At 64.8% G+C, this 19966-nt stretch carries 17 protein-coding genes; 3 read left to right on the top strand and 14 right to left on the bottom strand.

Going from position 1 to position 19966, the window contains the following annotated elements; translation table 11 throughout:
- Positions 1-181 precede the first annotated feature (181 nt).
- From ABQJ48_RS07085 to ABQJ48_RS07145, 13 genes are all read right to left on the bottom strand, one after another.
- A complete protein-coding gene (locus ABQJ48_RS07085) occupies positions 182-1204 on the bottom strand; it encodes an XdhC family protein (protein ID WP_367836935.1) in 1023 nt (340 codons plus the stop codon).
- On the bottom strand, positions 1177-1797 hold the full coding sequence (locus ABQJ48_RS07090; protein WP_367836936.1) for an SRPBCC family protein: 621 nt from the start codon (positions 1795-1797) through the stop codon (positions 1177-1179). The genes ABQJ48_RS07085 and ABQJ48_RS07090 overlap by 28 nt, the downstream gene beginning before the upstream one ends.
- Positions 1788-3050 (bottom strand): vWA domain-containing protein, encoded by a 1263-nt coding sequence (locus ABQJ48_RS07095; protein WP_367836938.1) that lies wholly within the window; start codon positions 3048-3050, stop codon positions 1788-1790. The genes ABQJ48_RS07090 and ABQJ48_RS07095 overlap by 10 nt, the downstream gene beginning before the upstream one ends.
- Positions 3051-3124: 74 nt before the next feature.
- On the bottom strand, positions 3125-4012 hold the full coding sequence (locus ABQJ48_RS07100; protein ID WP_367836939.1) for an AAA family ATPase: 888 nt from the start codon (positions 4010-4012) through the stop codon (positions 3125-3127).
- A gap of 156 nt (positions 4013-4168) precedes the next feature.
- Positions 4169-4966 (bottom strand): FAD binding domain-containing protein, encoded by a 798-nt coding sequence (locus ABQJ48_RS07105; protein WP_367836940.1) that lies wholly within the window; start codon positions 4964-4966, stop codon positions 4169-4171.
- Positions 4967-4988: 22 nt separating this feature from the next.
- Positions 4989-7370 (bottom strand): xanthine dehydrogenase family protein molybdopterin-binding subunit, encoded by a 2382-nt coding sequence (locus tag ABQJ48_RS07110; protein WP_367836941.1) that lies wholly within the window; start codon positions 7368-7370, stop codon positions 4989-4991.
- A 10-nt stretch (positions 7371-7380) separates the two neighbouring features.
- Complete coding sequence (locus ABQJ48_RS07115; protein ID WP_367836942.1) at positions 7381-7905, bottom strand: (2Fe-2S)-binding protein; 525 nt, start codon at positions 7903-7905, stop codon at positions 7381-7383.
- 561 nt (positions 7906-8466) lie between these two features.
- Positions 8467-9858, bottom strand: a complete 1392-nt coding sequence (locus ABQJ48_RS07120; protein WP_367836943.1) for a branched-chain amino acid transporter BcaP — start codon at positions 9856-9858, stop codon at positions 8467-8469.
- Between the two features lie 316 nt (positions 9859-10174).
- The gene (rqpR, locus tag ABQJ48_RS07125) at positions 10175-10831 is read right to left on the bottom strand and encodes a response regulator transcription factor RqpR (RefSeq protein WP_367836944.1); all 657 of its coding nucleotides are present in this window, start codon (positions 10829-10831) and stop codon (positions 10175-10177) included.
- Positions 10832-10841: 10 nt separating this feature from the next.
- Positions 10842-11684 carry a sensor histidine kinase gene (locus ABQJ48_RS07130; protein ID WP_367836945.1) on the bottom strand — a complete coding sequence of 281 codons (843 nt, stop codon included), beginning with the start codon at positions 11682-11684 and terminating at the stop codon, positions 10842-10844.
- 425 nt (positions 11685-12109) lie between these two features.
- Positions 12110-12880 (bottom strand): ferredoxin--NADP reductase, encoded by a 771-nt coding sequence (locus tag ABQJ48_RS07135; protein WP_367836946.1) that lies wholly within the window; start codon positions 12878-12880, stop codon positions 12110-12112.
- A 734-nt stretch (positions 12881-13614) separates the two neighbouring features.
- The gene (locus ABQJ48_RS07140) at positions 13615-14412 is read right to left on the bottom strand and encodes an endonuclease/exonuclease/phosphatase family protein (RefSeq protein ID WP_367836947.1); all 798 of its coding nucleotides are present in this window, start codon (positions 14410-14412) and stop codon (positions 13615-13617) included.
- Between the two features lie 97 nt (positions 14413-14509).
- A complete protein-coding gene (locus tag ABQJ48_RS07145; RefSeq protein ID WP_367836948.1) occupies positions 14510-15013 on the bottom strand; it encodes a hypothetical protein in 504 nt (167 codons plus the stop codon).
- A gap of 265 nt (positions 15014-15278) precedes the next feature.
- On the opposite strand from ABQJ48_RS07145, the gene ABQJ48_RS07150 reads away from it, so the two are divergent.
- The 3 genes from ABQJ48_RS07150 to ABQJ48_RS07160 all read left to right on the top strand — a co-directional run bounded on the left by ABQJ48_RS07150 (position 15279) and on the right by ABQJ48_RS07160 (position 18258).
- The gene (locus ABQJ48_RS07150) at positions 15279-16256 is read left to right on the top strand and encodes an AAA family ATPase (RefSeq protein ID WP_367836949.1); all 978 of its coding nucleotides are present in this window, start codon (positions 15279-15281) and stop codon (positions 16254-16256) included.
- A gap of 449 nt (positions 16257-16705) precedes the next feature.
- Positions 16706-17812: an NAD(P)/FAD-dependent oxidoreductase gene (locus ABQJ48_RS07155; protein WP_367836951.1), complete on the top strand. Its 1107-nt coding sequence runs from the start codon at positions 16706-16708 to the stop codon at positions 17810-17812.
- 134 nt (positions 17813-17946) lie between these two features.
- Positions 17947-18258 carry a high-potential iron-sulfur protein gene (locus tag ABQJ48_RS07160; protein ID WP_367836952.1) on the top strand — a complete coding sequence of 104 codons (312 nt, stop codon included), beginning with the start codon at positions 17947-17949 and terminating at the stop codon, positions 18256-18258.
- Positions 18259-18319: 61 nt separating this feature from the next.
- Here the strand turns inward: ABQJ48_RS07160 and ABQJ48_RS07165 are convergent, their stop codons facing one another.
- A complete protein-coding gene (locus ABQJ48_RS07165) occupies positions 18320-19840 on the bottom strand; it encodes an amidase (protein ID WP_367836953.1) in 1521 nt (506 codons plus the stop codon).
- Positions 19841-19966 lie beyond the last annotated feature (126 nt).

Here is a 19966-nt window from a genome sequence, read left to right on the forward strand (position 1 = left end):
GCTGCCGCACATCGCGGCAGCCGGCGCTCAACGCGCCTGCTTGCTGTGCGGTGAACCGGGTTGAATAAACGCCGGGTGATGGGCGGTTGCGCAGACCGGCTTGATAATCTGCCGATTGACGGCAGCCGCTGAATCAGGTCGCTCGGCGCCCGCCATCGCCTCACAGGCAAATCTTCTTCCGTCAAACGCGACAGGCCGTCCCGTCCGACGCGGCGATTTCCCGCGCCGCCTTCGCGCCTTCGACTTGAAGCAGCGTAGGCAGCGAGACGCCGTTTTTGGCCGCGGTCACTTCGGCGAGAATGGACACGGCGATCTCCGGCGGCGTCCGGCTGCCGATATAAATCCCGACTGGGCCGTGCAGGCGCGCCAGTTCGGTGTCGCTTAGATCGAACTCCTTCAGCCGCTCGCGACGCGCCTGGTTATTCCTTCTCGAACCCAACGCGCCGACATAAAACGCCGGCGTTTTCAGCGCTTCCATCAGCGCCAGATCGTCGAGCTTCGGGTCGTGCGTAAGCGCGATCACCGCGCAGCGCTCGTCGAGCTTCATATCGATGACCGTATCGTCCGGCATGGTCCGCACGATCTTCGTGCCGGGGATGTCCCACTCCTCGGTGTACTCCTCGCGCGGATCGCAGACGGTCACCTGATAGTCGAGCCCCACCGCGATGTGGCAGAGATAGCGCGACAACTGTCCCGCGCCGATCACGAGCATCCGGTAACGCGGGCCGTGGATCGTCAGCAGACGCGCGCCGTCGAAATGCACGCCGTCGGTTGCCTGCGCATCGCACAGTTGCACCGCGCCCGTCGTCATGTCGACTTCCCGTGCGACGAGGCGGCCGTTCTCCACCGCCTTGCACAGTTCGGCAATGCCGCTTTGCGCGGTCAACGGTTCGAGCACCAGTTGGATGGTGCCGCCACAGGGCAGTCCGAAGCGGTGCGCTTCTTCCGCAGTGATGCCGTACTTCACGGCTTCCGGATGCGTCTGCTCGATACCTTTCTGTCGCACGCGGTCGATCAGATCGTCCTCGATACAACCGCCGGATACCGATCCGACCACGAGGCCGTCGTCGCGCACCGCGAGCATTGCGCCTTCGGGACGGGGCGACGAGCCCCATGTCTTGACTACCGTTACCAGTAGCGCACGATGTCCGTCTTCGAGCCAGCGTGCGCTGGACTTCAGGACTTCGAGATCCACGCTGTCCATGATCTTTTCCTCTTCGTTTCGTCGGCGCCCGCCTCGGCGCCGGTAACGTCATTCGATTGCGCGTCGGGCGGCGCCGCTTCGGCGGCGCTTGCGCTTGCGGTGTCCATTGCGTCGTCGCCTGCCTCGGCCGGTGCGCTGTCGCCGATACCGTCTGCGGCGAACTGCGCGCCGAAGCGCTTGAAGAACTCGCCAGCGATTTTACGCGCCGCGCCATCGACGAGCCGCGAGCCGATCTGCGCGAGCTTGCCGCCGACCTGCGCGCTCGCCGTATAGGTGAGCCTGGTCGCCGAGTCGCCGTCGGCTTCCAGCACGACGTGCGCGTTGCCCTTTGCGAAACCCGCTGCGCCGCCCTGGCCTTCGAACACGATGGTGTAGGCGTTTGGCGCGTCGATGTCGGTCAATTGCATGCGCCCCTTGAAGCGCGCCTTGACCGGACCGACCGCAGCGCTCAACGCTACCAGATAAGCGTTCTCGCCATCGGGGTCGATGCTTTCGCAGCCGGGAATGCAGGCGCGCAGAATCTGCGTGTCGTTCAGCGCTTCCCACGTGCGCTGTTGCGCGATGGGTAGCGAGTGGCTTTCGCTCAATTCCATGACGTCGCTCCTGTTGTCGTGGCCGTCAGATCCGGACGCGCCGCGCGCGTGAGTTGCGCGAGGTCGCGGCCGAACGCGGCCAGACTGTCTAGATTATGAACCGGACGATGCGCGTCGACATACGGCAGGATCGCCTGCACGCCGCGCGCCTTCGGAGAAAAGCCGCTGAAACGCAGCAGCGGATTGAGCCATACGATGCGGGGCGCGAAGCGACGCAGGCGCGCCATCTCGGTGTCGAGCACGTCGATTGCTTCATGATCGAGTCCATCGGTGACGAGCAGCACCGTGGCCCTCCCGGTCAGCACGCGCCGCGCCCAGCGGCGGTTGAACTCGGCGAGCGCCGCGCCGATCCGCGTGCCGCCCGACCAGTCGACCACCAGATCGGCAAGCGTCGCGATCGCCACGTCGGGGTCGCGCTCGCGTAGCGCGCGCGTCGCGTTGGTGAGGCGGGTGCCGAACAGGAACACCTGCAAGCGTTCGCGCGACTGCAGCAGCGCGTGACAGAAATACAGCACCGCGCGTGAGTAGCTGCTCATCGAGCCGGAGATGTCGAGCAGCAGGACGAGCGGCGGCTTGCGCTGAACCGCCGCGCGATACTTCCACACTGTCCAGTCGCCGCCTGCGCGCACCGCGTGCCGCGCGCTTGCGCGCAGGTCCGCGTGCGTACCATGCGAGGCGGCCTTCAGACGGCGCGTCGGCTCGGTCGCGAGCGGCAGCCGCTGGCCACGGATCAGATGGCGCAAGGTGCGCCATTCGTCGGCGGAAAGGGTGTCGAAATCGCGATGACGCAGCCGTTCTTCGGCGCTGAACGTGAGACGGGCGCGCAACTCGTGCTGCTCCGTTTCCTGCGGTGTGTTGCGATCCGGTGATGGCGGCACGCGGACCGCGAGCGCATCGGCAAGACGGTTGTTGCGTTTGGGCGGCGGCAGCCCATCGCGGACTTTCGGCAGCAGCAGCGCGCGCAGCTTGCCTTCCCAGTCGGGGTCGCGCCAGAACAGATCGAACGCGGCGTTGAACAGATCGCGTTCGTCGGGAGCGGACACCAGCAGCGCGGCAAGGGCGGCGCGCACGTCGTCGCGGCGGTCGAGGTCGATCCACTGCAACGCGGCGAGTGCGTCGACGGCTTGCGCGGGCGACATCGGCAAGCCCGCGCCGCGCAGCACGCGCACGAAATGGACGACGTTGCGGGCGAGAATGGGCATATCGTCGAGCGACGCGACCGGTGCGACCGGAGTCGTGCTTGAGGTTCGCATCTCTGTCAAACGCGTTTGTGACTCGGGGTCAACTGCGTCGCTGTCCAGCGCGTTCGGTCCGTTTGGCATGCTAACTATCCCGGAGTCGCGAGACACTGCGCGATTTGTGCGGCATCCACGCGCGCCAGATCGTCCTGATACTTGAGCAGCACGCCCAGCGTGTTTTGTACCGATTGCGGGTCGAGTTCCGTCACGGACAATGCTTCCAGCGCACGGCACCAGTCGATTGTCTCGGCGATGCCCGGCGCCTTGAATAGATCCATGCCGCGCAGCCGATGCACGAAATCGACCGCGCGCCGTTGCAATTGGGCCGATGTCTGCGGCGCCCGTGCAGCTACGATCTCCAGTTCGCGGTCGCGCTCGGGATAGCCGATCCATTGATACAGGCAGCGGCGCTTTAACGCATCGTGCACTTCGCGCGTGCGATTCGACGTCATGACGACGAGTGGCGGCTGCGCCGCGCGCACGGTTCCGTACTCGGGAATCGATACCTGGAAGTCGGAAAGCAGTTCCAGCAGGAATGCTTCGAACGGCTCGTCCGCACGATCTATCTCGTCGATCAGCAGCACCCGCCGCGCGTCGGGATGGTTTTCATCGGGCATCAGCGCCTGCAGTAGCGGGCGCTTGAGCAGGAATTCACTGCGATACAGTGTGTCGTTGTCGGGACGCTCGCCGGCGGCTTCGGCAAGCCGCAGCGCCATGATCTGCCTCGGGTAGTCCCACTCGTACAGGGCGCTGGCCGTGTCGAGCCCCTCATAGCATTGCAGCCGCAACATCGTTGTGCCGAGCATACCGGCTGCCGCTTTCGCGAGTTCGGTCTTGCCGACGCCCGGCTCACCTTCGACGAACAACGGCCGCTCCATGCGCAACGCGAGATACAGCGCGCTCGCCAGTTCCCGGCTGGCGAAATAGCGCTGGGCCGCGAGTTGCGCGAGGGTGTCATCGATCGAAGCTGGCTGCATGATGGTCCTGACTGTGCGCGCGCGTGCTTGGCGGTGAAACGTGACGCGCATGGAGCGCGATGCGAACGGGCGCGCGTGGAGCCGCCTGGTTGCCTGTATTGGGGAAGAAGGCTGACGTGCGTCAAGAACACGCCAGCCCGTAGATAGCAAGGATCCCTAAGCGTTAGCCTTGGTTACGGCGCGAGCGGCCAGCACCGGGATCAGATGCGCACGGTACTCGGCGCTCGCATGCATGTCCGTGTTGAGGTTGGCGGATGACACGCTGACCGCGCGCGCCGCGTCCGGCGTGAAATCCGCCGACAGCGCGTTTTCCAGCTCGGGCACGCGAAATACGGAAGGCGCCGCGCCCGTCACCGCGACGCGCACGCCGTTCGCGAATTTGGCAACGAACACGCCGACCAGCGCGAAGTGCGACGCGGGATTGCGGAATTTCTCGTACGCCGCACGCTCGGGCACGGGAAACGTCACAGCGACGATCAACTCGTCGGGCGCCAGCGCGGTCTCGTACATGCCGACGAAGAAGTCGCTTGCCGCGATGCGCCGCCGATCCGTGACGATGGTCGCGTCCAGCCCCAGCGCCGCCGCCGGGTAGCAGGCAGCCGGATCGTTGTTGGCGAGCGAGCCGCCGATCGTGCCGAGCGCGCGCACCTGGCGATCGCCGATATGGGCGGCGAGTTCCGCGAGCGCAGGCAACACGCCCCGCAGTTGCGCGTGATCCGCGACGTCGGCATGACAAACCGCCGCGCCGATCGTCACGGTGTTCGCGTCGACGCTGATCGACTTGAGCGCGGCAATCCGCGTCACGTCGACCAGTTGCGAGGGCTGCGCGAGACGCAGCCGCATGGTGGGCAGCAGGCTTTGACCGCCGGCGAGGAACTTCGCGTCGCTGTCGGCGGCGACGATGGCGGCGGCCGCTTGCGGATCCGTCGCGCGTTGATACTCGAATGAATACATGTCGAATGCTCCGCTCAGGATCTCAGTGGGGTTGCGCGGCCGCGTGAATCGCGGACCACACGCGATGCGGCGTCGCCGGCATTTGCAGATCGGTCACGCCGAGCGGCGCGAGCGCGTCGATGATGGCGTTGATCACCGCGGGCGGAGAGCCGATCGCGCCGGCTTCGCCGCAGCCTTTGACGCCCAGCGGGTTGTGCGTGCACGGCGTTCCCTTCGCGGTTTCGACGGTGAAGTTGGGCAGGTCGGAGGCATGCGGCATCGCATAGTCCATGTACGAGCCGGAAAGCAGCTGGCCACTATCGTTGTCGTACACGCAGCGCTCCAGCATCGCCTGGCCGATACCCTGAGCGAGCCCGCCGTGCACCTGCCCTTCGACGATCATCGGGTTGATCACGTTGCCGAAATCGTCGACCGCGGTGAACTGCTGGATACGGCACACGCCCGTCTCCGGATCGACTTCCACTTCGCAGATATACGCGCCCGACGGATACGTGAAGTTGGTCGGATCGTAGAACGCGCTTTCTTCGAGGCCCGGTTCCAGCACGTCGAGCGGGTAGTTGTGCGGCACATACGCGGCCAGCGAGATTTCGGCGAATCCCTTGGTGCGGTCGGTGCCCGCGACGCGGAACACGCCGTCCTTGAACTCGATGTCCTCGGCCGCGGCTTCGAGCAGGTGCGCGGCGATTTTTTTGGCCTTGGCTTCGATCTTGTCGAGCGCCTTCATGATCGCCGTGCCGCCCACCGCGATCGAGCGCGAGCCGTAGGTGCCCATGCCGAACGCGATGCGGCCCGTGTCGCCGTGCACGATCTCGACGTTCTCCAGCGCAATGCCGAGCCGGTCGGCGACCACTTGCGCGAACGTGGTCTCATGCCCCTGGCCATGACTGTGCGAGCCGGTGAACACGGTCACCGAACCGGTCGGATGCACGCGCACCTGACCGACCTCGAAGAGACCGGCGCGCGCGCCCAGCGCGCCGGCGATGTTCGACGGCGCGAGGCCGCACGCTTCGATATAGCACGAGTAACCGAGGCCGCGCCGCTTGCCGTTCTTTTCGGACTCCTGCCGACGCACAGCGAAGCCTTTGACGTCGGCCAGTTCGAGCGAGCGCGCGAGGATCGTCTCATAGTCGCCGGTGTCGTAGGTGAGTCCGACCGGCGTCGCGTACGGGAACTGGCGGATGAAATTGCGGCGGCGGATTTCCGCGGGATCGATCTGCATCTCGCGCGCCGCCGTTTCGACCAGACGCTCGACCACGTAGGTTGCTTCGGGGCGCCCCGCGCCGCGATAGGCATCCACGGGAACGGTGTTGGTGAAGACCGCTTTCACTTCGGCATAGATGGCGGGCGTCGCGTACTGCCCGGCGAGCAGCGTCGCGTACAGGATGGTCGGCACGCATGACGCGAAAGTCGACAGATACGCGCCCATGTTCGCGGTGGTATGGATGCGCATCGCGAGGAACTTGCCCTGCGCGTCCAACGCGAGTTCGGCTTTCGTCACGTGATCGCGGCCGTGCGCATCGGAGACGAACGCTTCAGAACGTTCGGCAGTCCATTTGACCGGGCGGCGGATCTTCTTCGAGGCCCACGTGAGCGCCACGTCTTCGGCGTACAGAAAGATCTTCGAGCCGAAGCCGCCGCCCACGTCCGGCGCGATCACGCGCAACTTCGATTCCGGCAGCGACAGCACGAACGCGGCCATCAGCAGGCGCTCCACGTGCGGATTCTGATTTGCGACATAGAGCGAGTAGCTGTCGTCCTGCACCGAGTAGCTCGCGTTGACCGCGCGCGGTTCGATGGCGTTCGGGACCAGCCGGTTGTTGACGATGTCGAGCGTAGTGACGTGCGCGGCTTGAGCGAACGCGGCGTCGGTCGCGGCTTTGTCGCCGTGGCCCCAGTTGTAGCAGACGTTGTTGGGCGCTTCGTCGTGAACGGCGGGCTGGCCCGGGTCGTCCGCATGCGCGGTGTCGACCACGGGCGGCAGCACGTCGTAGTCGACCTCGATCAGTTCGACTGCGTCTTTCGCGGCCTTGATCGAATCGGCGATCACGAGCGCGACCTGATCGCCGACGTGGCGCACTTTGGTATGCGCGATGATCGGGTGCGGCGGCTCGTTCATCGGCTTGCCGTCGGTGCTGTGGATCAGCCAGCCGCACGGCAGGCCGCCCACCTTGTCCGCGGCCATGTCCGCGCCGGTGAAGATTCCGACCACACCCGGCGACTGCTTCGCTGCCGTCGTGTCGATGCTGTTGATCTTCGCGTGCGCGTGCGGCGAGCGCAGGAACACCGCGTAGGTTTGCTGCGGCAGGACGATGTCGTCGGTGTACTGGCCGTTGCCGGTCAGGAACCGGTAGTCTTCCTTGCGTTCGACGGAAGCGCCGATGAGGTGGGTGTCGGGTGCGTTCATCGTCGGCTCCTCAGGCGGTGGCCGGCGCGGTGGCCGCTGGGTTCGCATCGGCCGTGGCCGTGCCGGACGACTTCATGCCTTGCGCCCCTTCGAGCACCGCCTTGACGATGTTGTGATAGCCCGTACAGCGGCACAGATTGCCGTCGAACTGGGCGCGCACGTCGTCGCTGGTGAGCTCGGGCTGGCCCGCTACAAGCGAGATGGCACTCATCACCATGCCGGGTGTGCAGAATCCGCACTGCAATCCGTGGCAATGCTTGAACGCGGCTTGCATCGGATGCAGCGCACCGTTTTGCGCTATCCCTTCGATGGTCGTCACGCTGGTGCCATCGGCTTGCACCGCGAGGATGTTGCACGATTTGATCGCGCGGCCGTTCAGATGAACGGTGCATGCGCCGCACTGCGCGGTATCGCAACCGACGTGCGTGCCGGTGAGCCGGAGTTGATCGCGCAGGAACTGGACAAGTAGGGTGCCGGGGTCGACTGAGGCGCTGATGGGCGCGCCGTTCACCGTCAGACTGATGCTGATCGCCATGAAGTGTCTCCATTTGTCGACCGGAGTTTGCGCTTTAGCGCTTACTCCGGTCCCATGCGACTTGTAGCGGTCGACCGGAGTTTGCGCTTTAGCGCTTACTCCGGTCCCATGCGACTTGTAGCGGTCGACCGGAGCTTGCGCGTGGTTGCCTACTCCCGTCTCATGCAAGCCAATTGCTGATGGATGAGACCGGACCTTTGTCTTTTCTTGCCTACAGCTGCCTGCTCGTGGGTCCGATACGGGTGCTGCGGTTTTTATGAGTCTGCCGAAAAGTAAAGCACAAATCGATCGGGCGCGCTATGAGGGGAAGTGTGCTCGCGAGCGAGGCGCAACTAAGCATCGACCTCGCGCGGCGTGAGATGGCGGAAACGGCGGATGTTCTGGGCGATATTAACTAGTGCAACGAAGCACTAACCCATGGCCGTCGACAAAAACGGCCAGCAGATTCGACGAGTGGCCGCGTCGGCGCGCGAAGCGCCGACGCGATGGCTGCATCGTTGAAGGTGTCCACCTGGGACAGATCGCTTTCCGGCAAACAACCGCTCGCCGAGGAAGAGAAGCTCAGTTCGCCAACTTCGAATTGCGGCGCGAATATCCAAAATAGATAACCATGCCGATCAGCAGCCAGACCACGAAGGCCGCCCACGTCACGCCCTGCAGATTGATCATCAGGAACAGACACGACGCCACAGCGAGAACCGGCACCACTGGCACACCGGGGCAGCGAAAGGCCCGCGGCAGGTCCGGATGCGTCTTGCGCAACACCAGCACGGCGATGGACACCATCGAGAAGGCGGCCAGGGTGCCGATGTTGATCAGTTCGGCCAACACATTCAACGGCACCAGCGCGCCGATCAAGCCGAAGAAAATTCCCACCAGCCACGTCGAGAAGAACGGTGTTGCAAACCTCGGATGCAAGCGCGACAGCCGCGCCGGCAACAGGCCGTCGCGCGACATGGCGAAGATCACGCGGGTCTGGCCATACGCCATCACCAGAATCACGGTCAGCATGCCGAGCACGGCGCCGAGGTCGATGAAGCCCGCGACCCACGTCTGCCCCGCCTCCTGCAATGCATACGATACCGGATGCGAAATGTTCGCGAACTTGGCCGACGGCACGATGCCCGTCACCACCGCGGCCACCGCCACGTACAACACCGCGCACACCCCGAGCGACGCGATGATGCCGATCGGCAGATCGCGCTTTGGATCTTTCACTTCTTCCGCCGCGGACGACACCGAATCAAAGCCGATGAACGCGAAGAACATGACCGCCGCCGCGCCGAACACGCCGTTCCAGCCATTGGGCATGAACGGATGCCAATTGGCCGGCGTGACGTGGAACACGCCCACGGCGATCACGAGCAGCACTACGGTCACCTTGATCGCCACCATGATGTTGTTGATTCGCGCGGACTCGCGCACGCCGACGGACAACAGCGCGGTGATCGCCATCATCACGAGGAACGCGGGGAGGTTGAAGAACGTCTCGTGGCCGGGCAGCGCGCCTGGCGCCGCGCTCAGCGCGACGGGCAAGGAGACGCCGAAGCCCGCCAGCAACGATTGCAGATAGCCCGACCAGCCGACCGACACCGCCGAGGTGGCGAGCCCGTATTCGAGCATCAGGTCCCAGCCGATGATCCACGCGGCCAGCTCGCCGAGCGTCGCATAAGAGTACGTGTAGATGGAACCCGCCACTGGAATGGTCGACGCGAACTCGGCGTAGGCTAGTGCAGCGAAGCCGCAGGCAACCGCGGCGATCAGAAACGAGACCATCAGCGCCGGACCCGCCTGCACGGCGCCCGTGCCGGTCAGCACGAAAATGCCGGTGCCGATGATGGCGCCGACACCGAGGAAAGTCAGGTCGAGCGCGCCCAATGCTTTCTTGAGGCCGGCGTTCCGGGCGCTCGCGGCGATCATGTGCTCGACGCTCTTTTTGCGAAACAGGGACATTGGCGGGGATCTCCAGTAGTGCACGCGCGTTGCGCGCCGAATGTCGGGAAAGCGCGCAATTTTAGCGGATGCTCGCTGCCGCCTGATTTTGGGATGACGAGCGCGCGGCCCCAGCGGCGGGCGGAAACTCCCGGCTGAAAGCGCTTCGTATTAGGGGGTTATGCCTAGGAAGCGTTATGGCAGATACGCTTTCGCTCGATTGCGCAAGTACAGAGGAGGGATTCGCTCTCTTGCTGGCTTGCCGGCGACGGCTGGCGGCGAGCCACTCGGCGGGACACGACGCGGGGCGACGACGAAAGCGGGCGGCGAGGCGAGCTCAGCCCGCCATCGCGGGATTCAGATCGATGAGCCGGTTGCTCATCACGTAGAAAGTCAGCTCGGCGTTATTGCGCAGCTTCATTTTCTCGAGCAGCCGCGTGCGGTACACGCTGACCGTCTTCACCGACAACGACAGCGCCGCCGCGATATCCGTGAGCCGTTTGCCCGACGCGAGCATGCACAGCGTTTGATATTCCCGATCGGAGAGCTTTTCGTGCGGCGACTGCTCGCCGTCGAACGATACGTAGTCGGCCAGCGCTTCGGCCATCGCGGGGCTCACGTATTTGCGGCCCGCCGCCACCTGCTGGATCGCGCCGATCATCTGCGCGGCGTCGACCGTTTTCGACAGGTAGCCGGACGCGCCTGCCTTCAGCGCGCGCACCGCGTACTGGTCCTCGCGGTACATCGAGAACATCAGCACGGCCACGCGCGGCGCCTTGCGCTTCAAACGCTTGAGCACTTCGACGCCGTTCATGTCGGGTAGCGAGATGTCCAGCAGCACGACGTCGTAGCCGTGCTGGCCGACTGCGTCGAGGACTTCGCCGCCGTTCTGCGCTTCATGCACTTCGCGCGCCGCGCCGCGGTCGAGCAGCAATTGGCGCACGCCCTGGCGAACCACGGCGTGGTCGTCGGCGATCAGGATGCGCAGGCTCATGACGGCGCGGTCACGATTGCAGTGCGCGCCGTTCGGCGCTGGGCGTCTGCGCGAGCATCGCGTCCCACGCAAAGCGCGCCTGCAACAGCGTTCCGCGTGGCGCGTCGGCGCTACCCGGTGCGCCGGCGCGGCGGGCGCGGATGCGCAGCGCGCCGTCGAAGGCGGCGCACCGCGCTTGCATGCCGCTCAGCCCGAAGTGGCCGTGGCGCGGAGTGCGGGCGTTGGCAGTGAACCCGATGCCGTCGTCGCTGACGAGCAGCGCGAGATGACGCCGGCTTGTCTCGATTCGCACGTCCGCCGATTGGGCGCTCGCATGCCGGGCGACGTTGTTCAGCGCTTCCTGCGCGACGCGGAATACGGCCAGCGCCGCGTCGGCTGGCAGGCGCGCGAGACGCGCGTCGGCTGCGCAGACGAAATCTGTGCGCAACTGGGTGCGAGCGGCGAAGTCGGCTGTCCAGCGCGACAGCGCGCCCGCGAGATCGATTTGCGGAAATGGCGCCTGCAGTTGCGTGATGGCCTCACGGCATGCCGCATACACGGCGTCGAGCGAGCGGTTGGCTACCGCGAGCGCGGCGGCGCATTGCGACGGCGCGTCGGCGGGCAACCAGGTTTCGACGCCCGCCAGCGCGAAGCGCGTCGCGGTCAGTTCGGACCCGACCCCGTCGTGGAGTTCGCGCGCCACATGACGGCGGGCGTCTTCCTGCGCCCGCACGAGTTCCGCCGACAACTTGCGCACCTGCGCGCGCAGCCGCGCAAGCTCGCGTTCGGTCGACCGCGACGGGGCGTCCAACCCGTCACGAGCCACGGATGGAGAAAAGGGGGTGTACAACGGATGGGCGGCCGGCGTATCCATGAGTTGGCCCCTCAGGAAGTCCTGTGCATGGCAAAACGCGTGCACATCAGTGGCGCGAAGAGGGAAGAACGCATGCGAGTCTCAAGCCTCCCGGGTGGTCGTCACGCGTTGCGTAGACGGCAAAACGCTATGGTGCAAAGTAACGAAAGTTACATCCTGTAACACGTAGCCGGCTGGCTAAAGGCGCGTCGCTTTCGCTATTCATGCGCCGCGATGATATCGCAAAAAAAGAAAGACTGCAGTCCAGCCAAGGCTTAGCGCGAACTTTTCACCCAAAGGTTCACGTTCGCAGCGGCTTCCTTTTGTAGGAAGAAAACCGACACCGAACGTCCGCGGCCGCGCGAAATTGTAACGGCCAACAAAAAAAGGAGCCCGGTGGCTCCTTTTTGCTTGGCGGCCCGCGCCGCCCAAAAACGGTACGTCGCTCAGCCGACGAACGCCTTTTCGACCACGTAATGGCCCGGCGCATTATTGCTGCCTTCCTCAAAGCCCAGGTCGTCCAGCAACTTCCGCGTATCACGCAGCATGTGCGGGCTGCCGCACAGCATCACACGGTCGTCGTCCAGCGAAAATCCCGGCACGCCGAGGTCGGCGAACAGCTTTTCGGTTTCGATGAGTTCGGTGATGCGGCCGCGGTTGTGGAATGCTTCGCGCGTGACCGTCGGGTAGTACAGCAGCTTTTCCTGCACCAGTTCGCCGAGGTGCTCGTGCGCGGGCAGATGGTCGGTGATGTATTCCTTATACGCGAGTTCGTCGACGAAACGGCAGGTGTGCGTCAGCACCACGCGCTCGTAGCGGTCGTAAATGTCGGGGTCCTTGATGATCGACATGAACGGCGCGAGGCCAGTGCCGGTGGACAGCAGCCACAGCGTCTTGCCCGGCAGCAGGTTGTCGGCCATCAGGGTGCCGACCGGCTTCTTACCGATCAGAACTTCGTCGCCGACCTTCAGGTGCTGCAGCCGCGATGTGAGCGGGCCGTCCTGCACCTTGATGCTCAGAAATTCGAGGTGCTCTTCGTAGTTCGCACTAGCGAGGCTGTAGGCGCGGATCAGCGGCTTGCCGTCGACTTCGAGGCCCACCATCGTGAACTGGCCGTTCTCGAAACGGAACGACGGATCGCGCGTGCAGGTGAAGCTGAAAAGCGTATCGGTCCAGTGATGGACGCTCAGGACGGTCTGTGAGTTCAGGTTGCTCATGGCTTCTTGGATAGTGCGAAAACAAAGGCGGCCAGTCGTTTAGCCGGCCGGCACGGCAAGGGCGATGCTGCGCTAACCCGTGATTGGCGTCACGCGCAATCCGCCATTTTACCGCGACCGCTGCCGGAAGACGGCGGCGCGTCGGTTGAGCGTGGTGAAGCGGGTTGCCGCACCGGCAAAGTGTGGGCGCCGGCTGTCGGCACGACGGACGCCGCGAACGACGTTGGCGTGGATGCGGCCGCGCTTCAGCAAGGGGTACGGCGATGGGCGAAACCGGCGCGGGGCGGCTGTGATCGGCCGCCCGGCATGGACCGGACCGGCGCGCCGCGGGGGCAACATGCTGGGGATGATACCGAAAGCCGGCGTGCACTGCAGCATTGACCCTGCTAATAAAACTGGCAAGCGCCAGCGGGCGGAAGGGGCTGGGCGGGAAATGCTCGGGTGCGGTGGGTGCCGCGCACTTTGAAGGGCCGCGTCACGTGGATGGCGTGGTTTTGGTACACAGACCCGCTCGTACGCCGACACCGTAGCGATGTGGCGCGCCTACGCAGAGGTGCGGCCGGCCCATCCCGGGCCGCATCACACGGTCGACGCGCGGCATGGCGGCCTGTCGCCCGAGGCGTTCATTCTCGACCATACCGTCGCCACCGCAACGCGCGAGGTAACCACTGCCTGGCCCGAACACTGTCGCTCGACGATGGCCGCCGCGGCGCAATCCAGACCCGCCGCCGCGCTCACTCCACCCGCAAGCGCGCCATGTACGGCAAATGATCCGATAGCCACGCGGTTTCCTGCGTCGGCTGGATCCACTCGATCGGCCGCATACCGCGCACGAACATCTTGTCGAGCGCAAGCGTCGGCGAGAAAGCAGGGAAAGTGCGCCCCGACTCGCCGAGCAGCGTTGCCACTTCGTGCAGGCCATGTTCGCGAAAAAGCGGCACGGAGTCGTTGCGCCAGTCGTTGAAGTCGCCGGCCAGCACCAGCGGACCGTCGGGCGCTTCCTTCTCGATCCAGTGTGCGATCCAGTTCATTTGCCGCAAGCGCGCCGGCCGCGTGAGCGCCAGATGCGCGCACAACAGCGTGACGGAATGACCAGCGAAGGTCGCCCGCGCCACCAGCAAGCCGCGCTTTTCGAAGCGATGCGCGGAAATGTCCCAGCGTCCGCCCAGATCCAGCGGATGCGGGGACAGAATTGCATTGCCGTGCCGCCACGACGGCTTGAACACGTTGGGGCCGAGCGCCACTTCGAGTTCGAGCGCGCGGGCGATCTCCGTGGCCTGGCAGTGCCAGACATCGTTCAGCGGATCGCCGATCGGCGCGCCGAAACTGCTCGCCAGCACAGGCCCCGGCATGCGCCGCGCCATCGCTTCCTGCAAGAAATAGGCGTCGGCGTGAGTCGACTGGACCCAGCGCTGCATGGCCTGCCAGGCCTGAAAGCCGAGCGGTGTGCGACCTTTGTGAAGGTTCCAGCTCACCGCAATGAAATCGTTCGGCGCGAGGTTCTCGCGGATCAATTCTTCTGGGTTTCGCATGCCGCGTTATCCACGTGTTCTGTTTGAAGGCTCCGGTCGCGCGCGTCGATCGGCCGCGGGCATCGCCCATCGGTTCGGGCGTCGCACTCGGCCGTGATCAGTTTGCATTGCTGGGGCTGTCCGCGAGGCTCGCACGCACGCGGTACACCAGGTTCGGATCTTTGTCGATGAGGGTCCAGCTCGCCCATTGACCAGGCGTGAGCATCAGGCCCGGATGGCTCGCGTTCACCTCGCGCGGCTGCGGCGGGAGCTTGCAGCCAATGCTGGTTTGTCGCGCGGCGTCGTCCTCGAGCGTCTGCTGGGTGTCAATGGACAGCGTGATCTCGCTCGCGTCGGCCCGCAGCGGCGAGACCGTCAGCGTGCGCGACAGATCCAGGCTGCCGGCCGGCTGGTCTTTACAGCCGACGTTATGCTGCACCGTCCGGTGATGCGTATCCGTGCGCGCCTGGCCGACGGTGGCGGTGCCGTCGAATGAATCGATCTGCTGTCCGTCGCGCATCACCTGCAACTGCCATTGCACGACGTGCTGTGCCGGCGGTTGTTGCGCGTTCGCGAGCAACGAAATGCCAAGCATCACGGCGACGACACTGGTTTTCCACATAGCAGGATCTCCGGCATTACCTCAACCCGAATAGTCAGAGAGCCATCTTACCCCCAATGACTGCGACGCCTTTCTGACAGTTCGAGCCGGGGCGGGTTCAGCAACAATACGTTGCAGATGCGGTCGACAGGCGCACGAAACAACCGGTGTTAGCAGCACAGCCGCAGGACTGCTGGCTTGCACGCGACAATGCCGTCGCTACACTGGACTTGAAACGGCGCCCACCAGGCGCCGACGCAGCAGGGCCAGCCAAACGGGGTGAGCGATGACGACAGCAATGGTCAAACAGGAAATCGCCGTGGCGTCTTTCAGTCGGGTGTACGACCTCGATCAGGTCGAAACCGCATTGAACGATCTCGGCGAGGGCGCGAACGAGGCGCTACGCGCAACATACGAAAAAATGCTGAAGACCGGCAATATGCGCTTTTGCGTGAAGCCGAACCGGATGCCGTCGATCGACGATCTGATCGACGCGCTACCCAATTTTTCTGTCCCGCTCGACGACATTCGCAAGCAGGTCGCACTGTGCCTGGAAAGCGAAGACCGGCTCGAACTGATGCCGATTCTGCTGCTCGGCGATCCAGGGATCGGCAAGACGCATTTCGCCAAACAGTTGGCACGCCTGCTCGGCACCGCTTACCAATACGTGGCGATGAGTTCTTTGACGGCCGGATGGATTCTGTCGGGCGCGTCGTCGCAGTGGAAGAACTCGAAGCCCGGCAAGGTGTTCGATGCGCTCGTGAACGGCAGCTACGCGAACCCTGTGATCGCCGTCGACGAAATCGACAAGGCCACCGGCGATTCGCAATACGATCCACTCGGCGCACTCTATGCGCTGCTCGAACACGACACCGCACAGAGTTTCATCGACGAATTCGCCGAAATTCCGATCAACGCGGGCAACGTGATCTGGATCGCGACCGCGAACGACGAACGCTCCATTCCCGAACCGATCCTGAACCGGATGAACGTGTACGAGATTCCGCCGCCGGACCGCGACGGTGCACGGCGCATCGCGCAGGCCATTTATGACGAGATCCGCTCGGCGCATAACTGGGGCCTGCGTTTTCCCGAGACGCTCAGCGACGCCGCGCTCGATGCGCTGAAGCTGGCCTCGCCGCGTGAGATGCGTCGCGCGATTTTGAACGGCTTCGGTGCTGCGCGGATCGATGGGCGGGATAGGATCGAAGCCGGCGATATTCGGCTAGACCATGGAACCCGGCGAAAACCGATAGGTTTTTGAGGGGTTTACCCATCTCGCGCCCGCGAAAGCCGTCGTCGGACGGCTCTTCCAGGAAAAAGGCGGCGCGCTCTCGAACCCCAATGAATGCTGCGGCAATTATTGCTGTTGTAGAGATGTCAGGTCGGTTTGGGCTCGCGGAAGACGCCAAGCCGGCGGGCGGGCCGTTCGAGGCTAGCGGGCGTGAGAAGAACCGAGCGCTCCGACCATCGACGGCGTACACTGAGCGAATCTGGCCGCTACTGTTGACCCGTGTTCAGGACCGAATGCCCGCAGTCGTTTCGACGTGCGGGCATTTCTGTCTGTGCGGCGTCGTACCGTGTTGCGTGGCGGTCGCGAAACGGCAGGTGCGTTCGACAACGAGCGGTGTGCGGCACACGAGAGCCGCATGCTGTCTTTCTCTGTATTGCTGAACGAGGTAGCGCGCGGCGATGTCGGCCGCGTCAAGGGACATGGACCAAATCGAATGCGTAGTGATCGGCGCCGGCGTGATCGGCCTCGCGGTGGCGCGCGCGCTGGCGGCGCGCGGGCGCGAGGTGATCGTGCTGGAGGCCGCCGAAGCGATCGGCGTGGGCACGAGCTCGCGCAACAGCGAAGTGATTCACGCGGGCATCTACTATCCGCGCGGTTCGTTGAAAGCCACGCTCTGCGTGCGCGGCCGCGAGATGCTCTACGACTATTGCGCGGAGCACAACGTCCCGCATTCGCGCTGCGGCAAGTTGCTGGTCGCCACCGCGCGCCACCAGATTGCGCAACTCGAAAGCATCATGGCCAAGGGTCGCGACAACGGTGTGCTCGATCTGATGCGTATCAGCGGCGACCAGGCGCAAGCGCTCGAACCGGCGCTCGAATGTGTCGAAGCAGTGTTTTCGCCGCAGACGGGTATCGTCGATAGCCATCAGTTCATGCTGTCGCTGCAGGGCGACGCCGAACGCGATGGCGCCGTGTGCGCGTTTCATGCGCCGGTCGAGGCCATCGACGCGGGCAACGGACGCTTCGTCATTGCGGTGGGGGGCGGTGCGCCGACCACGATCAGCGCCGCGTGCGTGATAAACAGCGCGGGCCTGCATGCGAACGCGCTCGCGCGCAAGATTCGCGGACTCGATGCGCGTCACGTGCCGCCGCTCTACCTCGCGCGGGGCAACTACTTCAGCATCTCGGGGCGCGCGCCGTTCAGCCGCCTCATTTATCCGATGCCCAACGAGGCCGGGCTCGGCGTGCATCTGACGATCGACCTGGGCGGCCAGGCGCGCTTTGGTCCAGACGTCGAATGGGTCGATACGATCAATTACGATGTCGATCCGCGTCGCGCGGACGCGTTTTATGCGGCGATTCGCGCGTACTGGCCCGCGCTGCCCGACAACGCGTTGCAACCCGCGTATGCGGGCATCCGGCCGAAGCTTTCGGGCCCGGGTGAACCCGCCGCCGACTTCGTGATTCAAGGCCCGGCTGCACATGGTGTGCGCGGGCTCGTCAATCTGTTCGGCATTGAGTCGCCGGGCTTGACGGCGTCGCTGGCGATCGCGCAGCGTGTGTGCGAATTGAGCGGGCGCGCTTAACACCGCGAACCTGCGGTCGTACCCGTTCGTTTATCTCTATCATTTGAGGCATCACGGGCGGGCGCTTCATTGCTATGCTTTGGGACCGCTGTCGTTAGAACGGCGAGTCGTTCATATCAACGGAGTCCGTCCCCATGAAATCTTCCCGTCGTACGTTTTTGATCGCGAGTGTCGGTGTGGCGTCCACGTTCGCGCTGTCGCGCCAGGCTTTCGCCGATGCACCGAAAGTCGCCGAAACCGATCCGACCGCGCAAGCGCTCGGCTATAAGGAAGACGCAAGCAAAGTCGACAAAGCGAAGTTCGCCAAATACGCCCCGGGGCAGGCCTGCGGCAATTGCAGCTTCTTCCAGGGCAAGCCGACCGACGCATACGCGGGCTGTCCGATGTTCGCGGGCAAGCAGGTCGCGAACAAGGGTTGGTGTAGCGCGTATAACAAGAAGGCTTGATCGCGCGAGCGCGGCGCGCTCGCGAACCATCGCGTGGCCAGCGCATGCGGCGCCGTTTGGCCTAACTGCGCGCCTTCATTAACGGCGGCCGCTTGTCGAACCACGGGCGCGCGGCTTCCAGTTGCGCCGCCAGCCGCAACAGCGTGGCTTCGCCGCCGTCACGCGCGGCGAATTGCACGCCTACCGGCAGCCCGCGCGCATTCCAGTAAAGCGGTACTGACATCGCCGGCTGGCCGCTCAGGTTGAAGAGCTCCGTGCAGCCCGCCCACGCAAACGCCTTGTTCGATGCTTCCGTCAGCAGCTTCTTCATCAGCGATTCCAGCGGCATTGCGGTGACCGCCCGCATCTGCATGCGCTCGGTCGAAGTGGGCTGCATCTCGCCTATCTTGATCGGCGGCGCGGCAAGCGTCGCGCACAGGATCGCATCATAGCGATGCAGCAGATCGTCCAGGCGTTGGGTGATGCGACGCTGTTCTTCGAGCGCGGCAGGCAGGCCGCTTTCGCCAAGTTTGCGGCCGACATGCGCCATCGCCCACGTCGAAATTTCGAATTCGGTGCGCAGCGGTTTTCGGCCCGTGATGCGCTCGGCGTTCAACACCAGGTCTTCCGCAGTCACCGACCACAGCGTGAGAAACGCGTGGCGGACCGCCCCGAAATCGATCCCGAGGGACACCGGCTCGATGTTATGGCCGAGCGAGCCGGCGAGTTGCGCTGCGTCGTCGAGCGCGGCGCGCGCGTCGGGGGACAGTGTGGGCGCCAGCATCGCCTCCGTCACATAGGCGATGTTCAGCGGCATGCACGGCTCGCGCGTCGCGGCCAGGAAGGTGCCGGGTGCGCCCAGCGCTTGGGCGGCGTTGCCGCCCATAAGATCGAGCAGCACCGCACTGTCGCGCACGCTGCGGGAAATGGCGTGATCGATGCCGAGCTCCCCGGCGCTCGCGGGCGTCGCGCGCGGTACTCGTCCGCGCGACGGTTTGAGGCCGAACAGTCCGCAGCAGGAAGCCGGAATCCGGATCGAGCCGCCGCCGTCCGACGCATGCGCGAGCGGCACGATGCCCGCGGCGACGGCTGCCGCCGCGCCGCCGCTCGAGCCGCCCGGCGTATGGTCGAGATTCCACGGATTGCGGCAGGCACCAAATAGTTCGGGCTCCGTATAAGGCATCTGGCCGAGCTCGGAGGTGCTCGTCTTGGCAAAAATGTTGAGACCGGCGGCCTTCGCCAGCGCGACCACTGGCGCATCCTGGTCGGGAATGAAATGGCGGTAGTGGCGGCTACCCATCGCCATTCGCAGACCGGCGACGGGCGCGCCCAGGTCCTTGATCAGATACGGTACGCCGGCCAGTGCAGCTTGTGCACTGGTGCTTTCCGACCCGTTCGCGCCGTTACTCGCGCGGTTCGCGTCGTCGCGCGACGCGCGCTGACGGGCAGCGTCGTAGTCCTTCAGAACAATCGCATTGATCGCGGGATTGACGGCCTCCGTACGCGAGATCGCGATGTCGAGCAATTCCCGTGCGCTAGCCTGGCCGGTGCGCACCAGTTCGGCGAGGCCGATGGCGTCATGTGCGAGATAGTCTGAATGCACGACGGATGGTCCTCGCTATCGAGTGTGTTCTGCCGGTGGCTTATGGATGGATGCGATCGATTTGCGTCAAGGGGCTTTGCGTCGCCCGGGCTGGTCGTCACGCAAGTCAAAAGACGGCGTATGACA

It is taken from the genome of Paraburkholderia suaedae, assembly GCF_040812055.1.
Taxonomy (GTDB): domain Bacteria; phylum Pseudomonadota; class Gammaproteobacteria; order Burkholderiales; family Burkholderiaceae; genus Paraburkholderia.

Excerpts from the sequence above, each read along its gene's own strand:
- ABQJ48_RS07095 (WP_367836938.1), bottom strand. The coding sequence starts at position 3,050 with ATGCGAACCTCAAGCACGACTCCGGTCGCACCGGTCGCGTCGCTCGAC.
- ABQJ48_RS07085 (WP_367836935.1), bottom strand. The coding sequence starts at position 1,204 with ATGGACAGCGTGGATCTCGAAGTCCTGAAGTCCAGCGCACGCTGGCTC.
- ABQJ48_RS07130 (WP_367836945.1), bottom strand. The coding sequence starts at position 11,684 with ATGGATACGCCGGCCGCCCATCCGTTGTACACCCCCTTTTCTCCATCC.
- ABQJ48_RS07110 (WP_367836941.1), bottom strand. The coding sequence starts at position 7,370 with ATGAACGCACCCGACACCCACCTCATCGGCGCTTCCGTCGAACGCAAG.
- ABQJ48_RS07150 (WP_367836949.1), top strand. The coding sequence starts at position 15,279 with ATGACGACAGCAATGGTCAAACAGGAAATCGCCGTGGCGTCTTTCAGT.
- ABQJ48_RS07105 (WP_367836940.1), bottom strand. The coding sequence starts at position 4,966 with ATGTATTCATTCGAGTATCAACGCGCGACGGATCCGCAAGCGGCCGCC.
- ABQJ48_RS07140 (WP_367836947.1), bottom strand. The coding sequence starts at position 14,412 with ATGCGAAACCCAGAAGAATTGATCCGCGAGAACCTCGCGCCGAACGAT.
- ABQJ48_RS07090 (WP_367836936.1), bottom strand. The coding sequence starts at position 1,797 with ATGGAATTGAGCGAAAGCCACTCGCTACCCATCGCGCAACAGCGCACG.
- ABQJ48_RS07135 (WP_367836946.1), bottom strand. The coding sequence starts at position 12,880 with ATGAGCAACCTGAACTCACAGACCGTCCTGAGCGTCCATCACTGGACC.
- ABQJ48_RS07100 (WP_367836939.1), bottom strand. The coding sequence starts at position 4,012 with ATGCAGCCAGCTTCGATCGATGACACCCTCGCGCAACTCGCGGCCCAG.
- ABQJ48_RS07120 (WP_367836943.1), bottom strand. The coding sequence starts at position 9,858 with ATGTCCCTGTTTCGCAAAAAGAGCGTCGAGCACATGATCGCCGCGAGC.
- ABQJ48_RS07115 (WP_367836942.1), bottom strand. The coding sequence starts at position 7,905 with ATGGCGATCAGCATCAGTCTGACGGTGAACGGCGCGCCCATCAGCGCC.
- ABQJ48_RS07160 (WP_367836952.1), top strand. The coding sequence starts at position 17,947 with ATGAAATCTTCCCGTCGTACGTTTTTGATCGCGAGTGTCGGTGTGGCG.
- ABQJ48_RS07155 (WP_367836951.1), top strand. The coding sequence starts at position 16,706 with ATGGACCAAATCGAATGCGTAGTGATCGGCGCCGGCGTGATCGGCCTC.
- ABQJ48_RS07145 (WP_367836948.1), bottom strand. The coding sequence starts at position 15,013 with ATGTGGAAAACCAGTGTCGTCGCCGTGATGCTTGGCATTTCGTTGCTC.
- rqpR (WP_367836944.1), bottom strand. The coding sequence starts at position 10,831 with ATGAGCCTGCGCATCCTGATCGCCGACGACCACGCCGTGGTTCGCCAG.